Origin of the sequence: Moritella sp. 5, from assembly GCF_018219455.1 — a bacterium.
GTDB lineage: Bacteria > Pseudomonadota > Gammaproteobacteria > Enterobacterales > Moritellaceae > Moritella.
In genome coordinates this window covers 1,080,053-1,095,381 of sequence record NZ_CP056122.1, presented here as the reverse complement: position 1 = coordinate 1,095,381, position 15,329 = coordinate 1,080,053, and the positions used below count along the sequence as shown (strand labels likewise).

At 40.0% G+C, this 15,329-nt stretch carries 10 protein-coding genes; 4 read left to right on the top strand and 6 right to left on the bottom strand.

Annotated elements, in window-relative coordinates; genetic code table 11:
* Positions 1-46: 46 nt before the first annotated feature.
* Positions 47-3,115 carry an FAD-binding and (Fe-S)-binding domain-containing protein gene (locus HWV01_RS05000; RefSeq protein WP_211675676.1) on the bottom strand — a complete coding sequence of 1,023 codons (3,069 nt, stop codon included), beginning with the start codon at positions 3,113-3,115 and terminating at the stop codon, positions 47-49.
* A gap of 351 nt (positions 3,116-3,466) precedes the next feature.
* Between HWV01_RS05000 and HWV01_RS04995 the strand changes: the two genes are divergently transcribed.
* From HWV01_RS04995 to HWV01_RS04985, 3 genes are all read left to right on the top strand, one after another.
* Entirely contained in the window at positions 3,467-5,326 is a 1,860-nt protein-coding gene (locus HWV01_RS04995) for a formylglycine-generating enzyme family protein (RefSeq protein WP_249185446.1), read from the top strand.
* A 481-nt stretch (positions 5,327-5,807) separates the two neighbouring features.
* Entirely contained in the window at positions 5,808-7,655 is a 1,848-nt protein-coding gene (locus HWV01_RS04990) for an SUMF1/EgtB/PvdO family nonheme iron enzyme (RefSeq protein ID WP_211674368.1), read from the top strand.
* A gap of 272 nt (positions 7,656-7,927) precedes the next feature.
* Complete coding sequence (locus tag HWV01_RS04985) at positions 7,928-8,776, top strand: hypothetical protein (protein WP_211674364.1); 849 nt, start codon at positions 7,928-7,930, stop codon at positions 8,774-8,776.
* A gap of 87 nt (positions 8,777-8,863) precedes the next feature.
* Here HWV01_RS04985 and ppsA read toward each other — a convergent pair whose 3' ends face one another.
* The gene (ppsA, locus tag HWV01_RS04980; RefSeq protein WP_211674363.1) at positions 8,864-11,239 is read right to left on the bottom strand and encodes a phosphoenolpyruvate synthase; all 2,376 of its coding nucleotides are present in this window, start codon (positions 11,237-11,239) and stop codon (positions 8,864-8,866) included.
* Positions 11,240-11,430: 191 nt separating this feature from the next.
* On the opposite strand from ppsA, the gene HWV01_RS04975 reads away from it, so the two are divergent.
* Entirely contained in the window at positions 11,431-12,240 is an 810-nt protein-coding gene (locus HWV01_RS04975) for a pyruvate, water dikinase regulatory protein (RefSeq protein WP_211674361.1), read from the top strand.
* A gap of 65 nt (positions 12,241-12,305) precedes the next feature.
* Here HWV01_RS04975 and pabC read toward each other — a convergent pair whose 3' ends face one another.
* From pabC to HWV01_RS04955, 4 genes are read right to left on the bottom strand one after another with little or no spacing between them, the layout of a single operon-like run.
* Positions 12,306-13,145, bottom strand: a complete 840-nt coding sequence (gene pabC, locus HWV01_RS04970) for an aminodeoxychorismate lyase (RefSeq protein ID WP_211674360.1) — start codon at positions 13,143-13,145, stop codon at positions 12,306-12,308.
* Between the two features lie 15 nt (positions 13,146-13,160).
* A complete protein-coding gene (locus HWV01_RS04965) occupies positions 13,161-13,874 on the bottom strand; it encodes a hypothetical protein (RefSeq protein WP_211674359.1) in 714 nt (237 codons plus the stop codon).
* 57 nt (positions 13,875-13,931) lie between these two features.
* A complete protein-coding gene (locus HWV01_RS04960) occupies positions 13,932-14,735 on the bottom strand; it encodes a glycerophosphoryl diester phosphodiesterase (protein WP_211674357.1) in 804 nt (267 codons plus the stop codon).
* Positions 14,736-14,773: 38 nt separating this feature from the next.
* Complete coding sequence (locus tag HWV01_RS04955; protein ID WP_211674356.1) at positions 14,774-15,226, bottom strand: PaaI family thioesterase; 453 nt, start codon at positions 15,224-15,226, stop codon at positions 14,774-14,776.
* Between the last annotated feature and the right edge of the window lie 103 nt (positions 15,227-15,329).

Here is a 15,329-nt window from a genome sequence, read left to right as displayed (position 1 = left end):
GAGTAGCATATTATTAACAACTAATACCACTCATACTTAGTAATGACTAATTTAAAGCACCTAATAACGCTTTAACAGGATGGTTCAGCCGTACTTCATCAATCCGTTTAACCTGGCTTCGACAAGAGTACCCCGTTGCTAAGCAACGCGAAGGATCTCGTTGTGCCAAGGCATGTTTCCAACTTTGGGTGTAAATGGATTTTGATGCGGCTACATTCTTAGCATCATGCCCATAACTTCCAGCCATGCCACAGCAACCAGTCGCAACCGTCTCTAATGCTAAACCAAAACCATTAAATACACGTTGCCACTCTTGTTCAGCCGTTGGCTTATTGGTTTTTTCAGTACAGTGGGCGAATAGATAATAAGGTTGAGCGTCATCACGCTTAGCTAACTTACTCAAATTAGTTTGCACCTTATCGTTTAATAACCACTCTTGAATAAGCTGAACAGAGAAGTCTCCGCGTTTATCAGCGAGTGCTTGTTTGTATTCATCACGATAACAAAGCACCAATGCAGGCTCTACACCGACCATTGGGATACCTAAGGCGTGTAGCGAATTTAAAAAGTCAGCGGCCGTTTGTGCTGTTTTAGCAAATTTAGCCAAGAAGCCTTTCACATGTTGCGGTTTACCATTTGGTTTGAACGGTAATATTACTGGTTTCAAGCCCAGTTTTTCAACCAGGTTCACCAGTGATGCCACTAATTCAGCTTCATAAAAACTGGTAAACGGGTCTTGTACAATTAAGACATGCTGCGCTTTATCTTCCGCGCTTAATCGCTGTAAAAATGCCAAGTCAAAACTTTGCGCATAATGTCCACGTAATGACTCCGATAAGGTTGGTGTACTTAATAACGGAATATCAACCATGCCGATTGTATGTTTTACTGCGCTTTGCAACCAATCTTGCCCTAACCAAAAATTAAAGAAGTTCGGCATCTTAGCCATCATTGGGGTGTAGCTTTCTGAATATCCAACTGCAAAATCTTTAACGGGACGCATATAGCGGCTGTGGTATTGATCTATAAATCGCGATCTAAACTCAGGTACATCCACTTTTACAGGACATTGAACTGTACATGCTTTACATGCCAAGCAACCTTGCATCGCGTCCATGACTTCATGTGAAAAATCATAACTACCACGCGCTTTGTTCCAACTGTTTTTTAAACGCATAGTAAACGTCGAAACACCATTTTTCTGTACCGCTAATTGCTGACCTAGTTCTTGCTCATTCATCTCATGGCAAGACAATTGACGTAACCATTCGCGCATTAAACCAGCACGGCCTTTTGGCGAATGACGACGATCGCCAGTATGCTTAAAGGAAGGGCACATAGGACTTTTGGTATCATAGTTAAAACATAAGCCATTACCGTTACAATCAATGGACTTTGTGAAACTTTCACGGATTGAAATGGGTATTTGACGATCAAAAGCACCGCGCTTTTTCGCATCAACAGAAACAAGCTTTGCATCGCTATTAATTGGCGTACATATTTTACCTGGATTTAAACGATTATCAGGGTCGAACGCGGCTTTAATCTTACGTAATTCAGTAAACAATTCATCACCGAAGAATTCTGGGCCGTACTCAGAACGGAAACCTCTGCCATGTTCACCCCACATCAGCCCTCTATATTTCGCCGTTAGAGCCACTACTTTATCTGATATTTCACGTAGGGTAACTTCTTGCTGAGGATCAAGCATATCGAGTGCTGGACGTACATGTAGAACGCCCGCATCAACATGCCCAAACATGCCGTAATGAAGGTTATAGCTATCTAGTAAGGCTCTGAACTCAACAATATAGTCTGCAAGATTTTCAGGCGGCACGGCGGTATCTTCAGCAAACGCGAGTGGTTTAGCTTGACCTTTTGTTGCCCCGAGCAAACCAACCGCTTTTTTACGCATGCCGTATATTTTCAATACATCGCTTAACTGATCACAGACTTGATAACCAATAACACCCGCTTCGCCCGCAGCCATCAGACGGTCAAGTTCAGCCGTTAAATAGTCTATTTTTTGTTGCTGAATATCACCATCATCTTCGGCAAACTCTACAAAGTTAATACCTTGCATTTCTTTATTGGGTATATCAGTGATCAGTGATTTGACTGAATGCCAAACGATGTCTTGTTTAGCTAAATTTAATACCACCGAATCAACAGTTTCTACCGACAGTGCATTGGCTTTAATTAAAAATGGTGCATTACGTAGGGCAGAGTCAAAGCTGTCATATTTTACATTGACCAAACAGCGATATTTTGGAATGGGTGTTAAATTAAGTTTCGCTTCGCTAATAAATGCAAGTGATCCTTCAGAGCCACACAAGATCCGCCCTAAATCAAATTCATCCGTGCTTTTATCATAAAGGTGGACTAAATCATAGCCAGTAAGAAAACGGTTTAATGGTGGAAAGGTGTCTGCAATTTTTTGCTGCTTATGCGTAATCGTATCAATAACTTGATGGCAAACCTTACCAAAATAATTATTATTCTGAGCTTGGTCCTGCACTTGTTCAGCAGACAGGCTTGTCGTCACCAATTCGGTGCCATCCATTAATACAGCCGAAACAGACAGTACATGGTCACTGGTTTTTCCGTATTTTAATGACCCTTGGCCAGAAGCATCCGTATTAATCATGCCACCAATAGTCGCGCGATTACTGGTTGATAAATCAGGAGAGAAAAAGAAACCATAGGGCTTAAGAAATTCGTTCAGTTGATCTTTAACAACACCAGTTTGAACTTGTACCCAGCCCTCTTCAATATTGATATCTATAATGTTATTCATATGTCGTGACATATCAACAATGATACCATCTGTTAATGACTGGCCATTAGTACCTGTACCACCACCACGTGGAGAGAAGGTAATCGTTTTGAATTCGGCCTGTAATGACAGCGTCGTCATGATAACTAAATCTTGATGATTACGAGGTAATATTACGGCTTGTGGTAACAACTGATAAATACTGTTATCTGTCGCAACTGCTAATCGACTTGCATACGACTTTTCGATATCCCCACTAAATTTACTTTGCGCTAACGCAGCCAAAAAAGCGAGATATTCTGATTTTACAGCATCCTGATAACTTAATACGGGGATCATCATCCATTCCCTTGTGACAATTTTCAACTAAATACAGTGTAACATGGGTGAATTAATTACTCCCCCATAGATAAAGGCTAAATTTATCTCTCTTATAACGACTCTCCATGTAGGCAAGATATTCACCTAAAATTAACGATTTTAATGCCAACATACGTTTTGTATAACATAATAGTAACATCAACTATTGTTTAGCTTGTGGTTTAAACCTTGAAAAATTCCATAAACGACATTTACTACATAACTTATACGTTGATCAGATCTGAGCGTAAATGAGGGTTATTTCATTGTCATTTCAGACAACATTATTAGGAAGTATTCAAAATGTGTGTTGCTTTAAGAGTCCTTGCAGTGAGTTGTGTTCTAATTATTAATACAGCCCAAGCCACTGAAATAGAACAACAAAAAAATACAGTGGTTAATATACAGATAGCACTTAAAAGTATTCAATCTGAATATGACGTATTCAACGAATTACTTGCTGTAATAAATGACGATATAGCTATCGAGAAAAGCAAATTAACAAATATAAGAATGCAAAAAAAAATGCTCACCCAGAAGACGGAGAAAGCTTTGGCCCAAATGAATGCCCAATATCAATTAATGATTGATAACCCAATGCAAGATATCACGACATCACAAAATAACTATCGTGCTGCAATTCAACTGCAGGAACAAAATAATCTACTTATTAGAGGTTCTGTTACAGTCCTCGCGCAGCTGAGCAAACAATTATCCGAAAAGAACATTGAACGCATTAGACTACTAAATCAACGTGAAACAATCAGTGAAGAGATAAACATTGCACGTATTAGTCGTTTGAAAAATGAGATAGAAGAAACTCAATCACAAAATATTAGCCAAAGCATTAATTGTGATCTACAAACTTCATTCATAAAATGTATTGATCGTAGTAACCGGTTGAGTAAGCAAGAGGTTTCGAAGTCATATTTGAATACAGTATTTAACTCAGTAACAGAATCTAAACTAGTCAGTAAATTTAAAGCCAACTCCAGCGCGCATGTAAAGCTGATAAGTCACAAAATATTAACAGGCGAATTCAGTGGGCAAGGTACTTATAGCTCAACCATACGAGTAACAATGCAAGGAGTACTACCAAAAAATGAAGCGTGTAAGCTATTAAATATTGCAATTCGTTATTGCGCTGCTCAAGCATCACAAATGGTACTACCCGCCATCAAAAATAATTTTAAAAATTTTAAAAATTTTAAAAATAATAAAAGCAATAAAGACAATAAAGACAATAAAGATGCGTTATATCAACTCACCATTCGCTCTAACAAATACGATGATGAAGTATTCATTGATGGCGTGAGCTATGGTTCTAGCAAGCTTTCGGTAATGCTGCCTCCAGGTCCCCACCATGTAATAATAAAAAAATCGAACTACATAGATTTTGAACAAAATGTTAAATTAAAAAACAACATGATGGTAAGAGCTAAATTAGTGAAAGCCACCGTTTTACTACAAGATGGCCAAGCAGTACAAGACTTATTAGCTTCTGGTGAACGCGGTCCAGAATTAATTTCGGTGCCAGGTGGCCAATTAACAACATCGGTTGATAAAACGAATAATCAAACTATCAAAGCTTTCTCTGTCGGTAAGAATCCGATCACTGTCGCAGATTTTAAACGTTTTGTTAACGCCAGCAATTATATTACAACCGCAGAATCAGGTAGTGGTTGTGTGGAGTATGTTTACGGCAAAGAAACATATAATGTCAATTTAAACTGGCGCCGACCAGGTTTTGCTCAGACCGACGAGCATCCAGTTGTCTGTATCAGCTCTGCCGATACCAGTGCATACTTAGCTTGGTTATCAAAAGCAACAGGTCAAAAATACCGTTTACCGAATAACGGCGAATGGGAATATATAGCGCGAGCAGGCAGTAGCGACAACTACTGGTGGGGTAACGATGCCGGTAACTCAAAAGCTAATTGCGCTTACTGTGGTAGCCAATGGTCGAATAAAAGCACCGCGCCAGTACAATCATTTAAAGCCAATAAATTTGGCCTATATGATACAGTAGGTAACGTTTGGGAACTAACGAGTGGAAATGATTTAGTCGCAAGAGGCGGCGCTTGGAACTTTACCCCAAGACTTTCACAAATTGATGTCCGCTTAGCATTAGAACCCGATTTCCAAGCTAATTATGTTGGCTTTAGAGCGCTACGTGAAAACGAACATTAGCAGTACGACAAGCCTCGAAAGATATTGACTCAGATATCACTCAAAACGTCCGGTGTAGTACATCGGGCGTTTTGTATTCTAAAACCCCAGCAGATAAGAATTAATTTAATTTCACTGATAACGTCTCACTATTAACCGACTGCATCTGATAACTTAATACAGGCTTCATAATCCATATCCTTGTGACAATTTCAACTAAATACATTGTAACATTAGTGAATTAGCTCCCTCCCATAGATAAAGGCTCAATTTATCTCTCTAATAACGTATAAGCATTAACCTAAAACCCACTATTTTAATCGTAATATATGATTTACGTAACATAATATTAAAATCAAACTATTGTTTAACTTGCGGTTTAACGCCTTAAGAAATAATATACGTAACATTTACTACATAACTTATACGTTAGTCAGTTCTGGGCGTAGATGAGGGTTCTTTTCATTGTCATCTCAGACAACATCAATAGGAAATATTAAAAATGCGTGTTGCTTTAAGAGCCCTTGCAGCGAGTTGTATCCTGATTATGAATACAGCTCAATCCACTGAAACAAGCCAACAAAATAACACTGTAGGCAATTTACAAACAGAGCTTAAAAGTATTCAATCTGAATATGACACATTTATCACATCACTCGCTGTGATCAATGACAGTATAGCTATCGAGAATACCAAATTAGCACAAGCAAGAACGCAAAGAAAAGCACTTGTTGGACAAACAGCAAAAGCCTTGACGCAAATGAATGCTCAGTATGCATTGATGATTGATAATCCAATGCAAGACATCACCACGTCACAGAATGACTACCGCTATGCAATTCAGCAGCAGCAAAAAAATAAGCAATTCATTAAAGATTCTGTTGCTACCCTAGCGCAACTCAATAAACAAGTTTCAGAGAAAAATATTGAGCGTGTTAGACTACTAAATCAACGTGAAACAATCAGTGAAGAGATAAAAATTTCACGTATAAACCGCCTGAAAAATGAGATGCAACAAGCTCACTCACTCGATATTAACCAAAGCGTTAGTTGTGATCTGCAAACTTCATTCTCAAAATGTATCACTCGTAGTAATCTATTGAGTAAGCAAAAAGCCTCAAAAACGTATTTAAATACGCTATTTAACTCAGTAACAGAAGCTAAACTAGTCAGTAAACATAAGACGAACTCTAAGGCGCATGTTAAATTATTAGGTCACAAAGTTTTAACCAGTGAATTCAGTGGTCAAGGTACTTATAGCTCAACCATACAGGTGAAAATGCAAGGCGTTTTACCAAAGAATGAGGCGTGTAAGCTGTTAAATATCTCGACTCGTTACTGCGCAGAACGATCACCGCAAATAGAACAAGTAAGCGCAAAAGCGGATAACAACGATAATAAAGGTGCGTTATATGAACTCACCATCCGTTCTAACCAATATGATGATGAAGTATTCATTGATGGCGTTAGCTATGGTTCGACCAAACTTTCAGTTATGTTATCACCAGGCCCCCACCATATCGTCGTAAAAAAACCGAACTACATGGATTTTGAACAAAATGTTAAACTAAAAAACAACCTGATGGTAAGAGCAGAACTAATTAAAGCCTCCGTGTCATTGAAAAATGGTCAGGCTGTACAAGACTTTTTGGCCTCAGGTGAACGCGGTCCAGAATTAATCTCTGTGCCAGCAGGCCAATTAACAGCATCAGCAGATAGCGGCATTGAACAAGTCAAAAAGCAAATTATCAAGGCTTTCTCAGTAGGTCAAAACCCTATCACTGTCGCTGATTTCAAGCGTTTTGTTAATGCCAGTAACTATACGACCGCGGCAGAATCAGGTAATGGTTGCATGGAGTACCTTGACGGTAAAGAAACATATAATGCCGACTTAAACTGGCGTCAACCTGGTTTCAAACAGACCGATGAGCATCCTGTTGTCTGTATCAATTCAGCCGATACTAACGCTTACTTAACTTGGTTATCAAAAGCAACAGGCCAAAAATACCGTTTACCTAATAATAGCGAATGGGAATATGTGGCACGTGCAGGCAGTAGCTACAACTACTGGTGGGGTAACGATGTGGGCAACTCAAAAGCCAATTGTGCTTATTGTGGCAGCCAATGGTCAAATATAGGTACCGCGCCAGTACAATCATTTAAAGCCAACAAATTTGGCCTATATGATACCGTAGGTAACGTTTGGGAACTAACCGGTGGAAATAATTTAGTGGCAAGAGGCGGCGCTTGGAACTTCACTCCAAAACTTGCTCTGGTTGATACTCGCTTAGAACTAAAACCCAATTTTCGTGCTAATTATGTTGGTTTTAGAGTACTACGCGAAAACTAAAATCAACAGTACGACAAGCCTCAAAAGATATTGACTCAAATATCACTTAAAACGCCCAGTGTAGCACATCGGGCGTTTTGCATTTTAAGCCCCCCATAGACAAAACCTAAATTAATCACCCTTATAAACTCTCACCATTTTAGGGAATTAAAGTCATATTTTCACAATTTCGGTGCATGATTACCGCTATATAGGCCGATTTCCCTACTTATACGCTGGTACTATACTTGCTTAAGTATATACGACCCTAGATGGATATAAAGGTATGTAATATGAACTCACTATTAACCGTCCTGCTCACCGGAGCACTCATTCTTTGCACCTTGATTAGCTTATACTTCCTCTTACTGCAAATGCAGCAAAAACAGCATAACCGCCGGCAGTTACAACTCGATGGTTTAATTAAACTCAATATCATACGTAAATTATTAACACGTATGCAGCAACATCGTGGGCTATCAAATGGGATCTTACACGGCGAAGTAGATCTAAAGGCACGTTTAGATCCGGTAACAGAACAGATAAGTCAATTAAATATAGAAATCATCGATATGTACCCTGATTTATTAGAAAATGAACGCTGGCAAGCCATGACTGACCATTGGCAACGTTTATCCATCGATTACTTCAACTTAAATATTAGGCATAATCTCGAGCAACACAACAAGTTAGTATTAAATTTACTCTATCTTATCAACGATATTGCGTTTGATAATAAGCTACATCAACTCAATAATGAGAATAGCGAATCAATCCAATTCTTATGGCAAGAGTTACTGTTTACTGCAGAAAGCATTGCACAAATACGCGCGCTAGGCACAGGAATTGCGGCAGCCAAAGTCTGTACACGCGCAGAGCGTATTCGACTTAACTATCTTTGCCAGTCGTTAGAACAAAGTATCAATATTCAAAACAATCCAGACTACTTATTAAAAATATCTCATTTGCTCAAAGTTATTGATAGTGAAATAATGATTAGTCGACCAACAATAAAAGCGGACCGGTTTTTTAATATTGCGACAGAGTCCATCGATATGATTTTAGTCCATTTTGACAATCAACTTAACAATGTCGAATATCAACTGCACACATCGACAGGCATAAATAAGTACGCGGCATAACCAATAAAAAAGCCCCAAACCAGTGCTAATTAACACTAATTTGGAGCTTTATCTATATTAAACTAAACAGGTATAAACACGCTTAATTTATTTAGCGTGTTTATCCGCTAGGTATAACCAAGTACTTAATACTGTATCAGGGTTTAACGATACGCTGTCAATACCTTGTTCAACTAACCAAGCAGCGAAGTCGTCATGATCCGATGGACCTTGACCACAAATACCAACGTATTTACCAGCTTTCTTAGCCGCTTTAATTGCCATTGATAGCAGTACTTTCACCGCTTCATTACGTTCATCAAACAAATGAGAGATAATACCTGAATCACGATCCAGACCCAGTGTTAGCTGTGTTAAATCGTTTGAACCAATCGAGAAACCATCGAAGTACTGTAGGAACTTATCAGCCAGTAATGCATTTGAAGGCAGCTCGCACATCATGATAACGCGTAAACCGTTCTCACCACGTTTCAGACCGTGTTCAGCTAATAAATCGATAACTGATGCAGCTTCGCTTAATGTACGCACGAATGGGATCATGATTTCAACATTGGTTAGGCCCATGTCATTACGAACGCGTTTAATCGCTTCAGTTTCTAGTGCGAAACAATCACGGAAATCTTCAGAGATATAACGTGATGCACCACGGAAACCTAACATTGGGTTTTCTTCTTCAGGCTCGTAACTCTCACCACCGACCAAGTTAGCGTATTCGTTTGACTTAAAGTCAGACATACGCACAATTACTTTTTTCGGGTAGAAAGCCGCAGCCAAGGTTGAAATACCTTCTTGTAGCTTAGCAATATAGAATTCAACTGGTGATGCATAACCCGCGATCATTTCATTGATTTCAGCTTGCAGCTCTGGCGATTGCTTATCAAAGTTAAGCAGCGCTTTCGGGTGAATACCGATCATACGGTTAATGATGAACTCAAGACGTGCTAGACCAACACCTTCGTTTGGTAATGCAGCAAAATCAAATGCACGATCAGGGTTACCCACATTCATCATTACTTTTACTGGAATTTCCGGTAAGTTAGCAATTTCTGAAGCCGTTTCACGGAAAGGTAAGATACCTTCGTAGATAAAACCTGTGTCACCTTCAGCACAAGATACTGTTAGCTCTTGCCCATTGACGATAAGGTCTGTCGCGTTACCACAACCAACAACAGCAGGGATACCCATTTCACGTGCAATAATTGCAGCGTGACAAGTACGCCCACCACGGTTTGTTACGATTGCAGAAGCACGTTTCATGATAGGTTCCCAATCTGGGTCTGTCATGTCTGTTACTAATACGTCACCTTCTTGTACTTCATCCATTTGATCAATTGATGAAATAACTTTAGCAGGACCCGCGCCAATCTTACCGCCAATCGCACGGCCTTCTGTAACCACCGCTGATTTAGCGTCTAAGTGGAAACGTACCATAATTTGCTTATCTTCACGGCTACGTACGGTTTCTGGACGTGCTTGAACGATATAAATTTTTCCATCAATCGCATCTTTAGCCCATTCGATATCCATCGCATGCCCGTAATGTTTTTCGATGATCACAGCTTGTTTCGCCAGTTCCATTACTTCTTCATCAGTAATAGAGAATTGACGTGACTTGCTTGCTTCGACATCCACAATTTGAACTTGTTTGCCATGCCCTTCGTCAGCAGAATAGATCATTTGGATCTGTTTGCTACCGATGTTACGACGTACAACCGCAGGGTTGCCTTTAGCAAGTGTTGGTTTATGAACATAAAATTCATCAGGGTTAACAGCCCCCTGTACAACCATTTCACCAAGACCGTATGAAGAAGTAATAAATACTACATCTTCAAAACCAGACTCAGTATCAATAGAGAACATCACACCAGATGATGCTTCATCACTACGCACCATGCGTTGAATACCCGCAGATAATGCCACGCCACGGTGGTCATAACCAGAATGTACGCGATAAGAGATAGCACGGTCATTAAAGAGTGATGCAAATACGTGTTTAATTGCAACAATGATGTTGTCATAACCCCGTACGTTTAAGAATGTTTCTTGCTGACCAGCAAATGATGCATCAGGCATATCTTCAGCTGTTGCCGAAGAACGTACTGCAAATGATGCTTGCTCGCCTGCTTCACCAGCTAGTACTTCATAGCTTTCAGCAATAGCGGTTTCTAATTCAGGTTGGAAAGGTGTGTCAATGATCCACTGACGAATGGTAGCACCCGCTTTAGTTAGCGCTGCAATGTCATCAACGTTGAGATCGTCAAGTAGTGCATAAATTTTATCGTTTACACCACTTTGCTCTAAAAACTGATTAAACGCATCAGCGGTAGTCGCGTAACCACCAGGAACTTGCACGCCTGCGCCAGCTAAGTTACTGATCATCTCACCTAGAGATGCGTTTTTGCCGCCAACTCGTTCTACGTCGTTCATTCCAAGTTTTTCGTACCCAATTACGTACTCTATCACGGCAGTTCTCCAGTATTAAATCTATCTCAAAAATGATTTTAATTGTGAACGATATTCGATATTGCTCACATATTATCAATGCAAAATAATCATCTTGCTTTCCTTAGTGTTTTTAATCATACACAGCTATTAATTTCAATGTAAGATACTAACTTAGAAAATTTCATCTGTTTATGAAAAGGATAAAGTTAATGCAAACTGTTTTTTATGTCTCTGATGGCACGGCGATCACCGCTGAAGTCTTTGGTCACGCGCTTCTAAGCCAATTTCCGATCGAATTTGATCAGCATACTTATCCCTTTATCGAAACCGAAGAAAAAGCAAAATATGTTACTCAAAAAATTAATGAACATGTTGCTAAAACAGGACAGAAGCCACTCGTGTTTCATTCGATAGTTTCATCTGAAATAAGGACAATTATCGAATCAAATGAAGGCCATTCTCACGACTTTCTAAGTACATTTGTGGCGCCGCTTTCTGAGCAATTAAATATCAAGGCAGAACCAAAATCACACCGTACACATAGCCTTAAAAATGACACTTATGATGCCCGTATTGAAGCGGTCAATTATGCCCTCGCCAACGATGATGGCATTACCTGTAAAGATTACGATGATGCAGATTTAATCTTAGTCGGTGTATCACGTAGTGGCAAAACACCAACCAGTTTATATCTGGCATTACAGTTTGGTATCAAGACTGCCAACTACCCATTTATTGCCGATGATATGGATCATTTGAAGCTGCCACCAGCATTAAAACGCAATAAACATAAAATATTTGGCTTAACCATCGATGTGAAGCGTCTGCAAGATATTCGTAGTGAACGTATTGCTAACAGTACTTATGCGTCACTACGTCAATGCAAATTAGAAATTTCGGAAGTGGAATACTTATACCGTAGCGAAAAAATTCCATACATTAACAGTACGTCATTTTCGGTTGAAGAGATCGCCACCAAGATCTTGGATAAGAAAGGGCTTAAACGTCGTATTTATTAATACCTCATTTATGTTAGTCATAATGGATAACGCGAGTGAGCTAACGTTATCCATTACATTGCATCTTAAGCGTGTAATTCTTGTTGTAGTAAACGCCATACCGATGGATCATTCACTGCCAGATCATAACGAACAACATGAATATCGTCTTGAGTTCCCTGCTTTAAAATACGGTTGACAGGCACCACTTCCATCACTGAGTTGGTAATAAAAACTTCATCGGCACCCAGTACATCAGTAATAGTGTAATCTCCGGTTTTCAGTGTCAAACCCAGTTTATTCAATAAGTTTAAAATGTGCGTTTTCATCACACCTTCAATACCACTGCGCTTAGTACTCGGTGTATAGATTTTATCCCCAATAGCCCAAAACACATTGGCTACAGATGTCTCGATAACATAACCGTCTGTCGAGCAAACCAGTCCATCAGCCATGCCATTGGCATCGAGTTCTTGTTTAATCATCACCTGATCAAGTCTGTTTAACGTCTTCAATCCTGCTAATACTGGGTTCACGGTTTGTTGATATTGACAAAGCATTAATTCAATACCTACACTCGCCCATTCACTGTATTGCGCAGGAATCGAACGATGTTGTAAGAACCAATTTGCGCTACTGCAACCTAGCGGACTATAACCACGGCCCCCCTCGCCTCGGGTAATGGTGACTTTTAATACCCCGCCTTGTAATGCCAGTGCTTGCTGAGTGATAGCTGCGACCAGCTCATCCCATTCGGTAAACTCGATTGCGAGCACTGCACACGCCTGTTGTAAACGTGCCAAGTGTAAATCGAGTAGTAAGGCTTGCCCTGCAGCTATCTTAATGGTGGTAAAGTGCCCGTCTCCAAAGTTAAAACCACGGTCGGCAATTGCAACATCTTGACTGACAGAGCCATTAATAATCATGATTTATGTATTCCATTAGGAGCTAAGTACTGATTGTATGTTCACTCTGGCTTGCTGTTCAAATTTTTCTTTAAAATAACCCGAATAATAAATGATTGGCTGGCGTAAAAAACGTTTTAGCAAACATTTCCGAGCACGTATATATAACCACAATGGTACATGTTGGTACTCGCTGCGAATGGCCTTTTCATAATGTTCATAAATAGCGTTATTCTGACCTAATATAGTTAAATCAATGTCTAAAAATAACGCCTGATCATTAAGACTTGTTCGCGCTGTATCGGTTTCTTTCGACAAGAATTTTCCTGATTGCCTTTTGATTGTACGACTTGGCTCACTTGGGTGCTGGGTTAACAACACTAGCTCATACACTTTTTTTACTAACTGTGTTGATACCGCAAAGTTGGTGAGTGCAGTCACCGCATACTGTGCACTTTTGAGCTCGTTGTCAGCACGTCTCACATCATAAATAATATCGTGGAACCAAATGGCGAGTGCTACCGCTAATGGATCATCAAGCTGATCTTGCACTTGATCAAACCAAGTAAAACAGGCCTCAATATGCGAGAGGTCATGATAATACCGATGCGCTTCTTGGTAATGGAGTAACAAACGCGACCAAGCTTGCTGTATTTGTGCCATCGTCAAATGCGTAAAGTTATCTTGCAGTAATAATTGCCAACGCAGGGCTAAGCGTTCATTGACTGCATCGATATTGTTATCCGTCATGCACTGCTGTCCTTTCCGTATGATATTGTCACCGATATACTTGAAGTTATCTCGCTATTAATTCCGGTAACAAGGCGGAAACTGTTGAGGAATATCAGTGCAAATCCCCGTTACCCCCCAATTATAAAGCTGGTTCGCACGCGCCAAACAGTTAACCGTCCATACATTCACACTGTAACCTGCGACAGTCATAGCGTTGACTTGTTGTTCGGTCAAACCACTATCCTTAGGATGAATAAACTCAGCGCCTACATATTGCATTGAGGTTAGCCAATCATCCGGTAATGGCGCGTCGAACAAACACGCTAAACTTATTTCGGGCGCTCGACGTTTTATTTCGGCTAATAATAGATGATTAAAGCTGGAGATAAGTAACTGCTGCCCCCCTTGCCAGTGATGGTTAATGTCACGAATAACACCGTCTATCAATCGGTCTGTCGTGGCTTTATCAGCTCCTGACATCAATTCTAAATTCAGATTCATACCAGTTTCATTAGTGAATAAGATTAGATCCACCAGCGTCGGAATGCGTTCTCCAACAAAATCCAGCCCAAACCATGCACCCGCGTCAATATCATCCAGGTCGGTGACGATTTTATCGCATAACAACCCCCTGTGATCACTACAGCGGTCGAGGGCTTTGTCATGACAAATAACCACACTACCATCAGCGAGCATATTGGCATCGACTTCAATCCAAGGAACGTTATTGTCCTCTGCTAATTGAAAAGCGGCCAAGGTGTTTTCTGGGGCTATAGATGACGCACCACGATGCCCCATCACCATCTTTCCCGCGTTTTCACTGGCCGATGGATTAAATTGAAATGTATGCGGTGCTATTTCAGAAATACTATTTATCATAAACAAATCTCAGATGTAGTGTTTATCATAAAGAAAACCTATTTAGCTAGGCGAGTAATGACACACGTTGCGGTACAGTGCGCATAAAGCTTACCATCGGCATCACAAATATCACCTTCCGAGATAATCACGGTTTTTGATATGTTTAGTACCTTGCCTCTTGCCTTTAATGCTGTATTTTTCGGAATTGGACGTACCATTTTTACATTCAGATCAACCGTGCCATAACTCTCACCAGCAACCAATGTCGAGTGTGTCGCGCAGCCCGTTACCGAATCAAGTATCGTTGCCGCAAAACCACCGTGTACACCGCCCATTGGATTTAAATGGCGATCATCGGCTTGCACACTAAAATGAATCTGCCCTTCACTTACATCAACACATTGCATTGGCATTGTTTGGCAAATTGAAGGATGTGGGAATATTCCTTCCGCCATTGCTTGTAGTATCTCTAATCCACTCATTTTTGCTGGGTTTAACTGCTGACTCATGCGCTTTCCTTGCTTCTATTAACATTGAATTTAACTGCTGTATTATAACAACATTCTCACAAAATCACCGTAACTTGGTAACTATTACTGACAATGTTACACC

Excerpts from the sequence above, each read along its gene's own strand:
- HWV01_RS04965 (WP_211674359.1), bottom strand. The coding sequence starts at position 13,874 with ATGACGGATAACAATATCGATGCAGTCAATGAACGCTTAGCCCTGCGT.
- HWV01_RS04975 (WP_211674361.1), top strand. The coding sequence starts at position 11,431 with ATGCAAACTGTTTTTTATGTCTCTGATGGCACGGCGATCACCGCTGAA.
- pabC (WP_211674360.1), bottom strand. The coding sequence starts at position 13,145 with ATGATTATTAATGGCTCTGTCAGTCAAGATGTTGCAATTGCCGACCGT.
- HWV01_RS04960 (WP_211674357.1), bottom strand. The coding sequence starts at position 14,735 with ATGATAAATAGTATTTCTGAAATAGCACCGCATACATTTCAATTTAAT.
- HWV01_RS04985 (WP_211674364.1), top strand. The coding sequence starts at position 7,928 with ATGAACTCACTATTAACCGTCCTGCTCACCGGAGCACTCATTCTTTGC.
- HWV01_RS04955 (WP_211674356.1), bottom strand. The coding sequence starts at position 15,226 with ATGAGTCAGCAGTTAAACCCAGCAAAAATGAGTGGATTAGAGATACTA.
- HWV01_RS04990 (WP_211674368.1), top strand. The coding sequence starts at position 5,808 with ATGCGTGTTGCTTTAAGAGCCCTTGCAGCGAGTTGTATCCTGATTATG.
- HWV01_RS05000 (WP_211675676.1), bottom strand. The coding sequence starts at position 3,115 with ATGATCCCCGTATTAAGTTATCAGGATGCTGTAAAATCAGAATATCTC.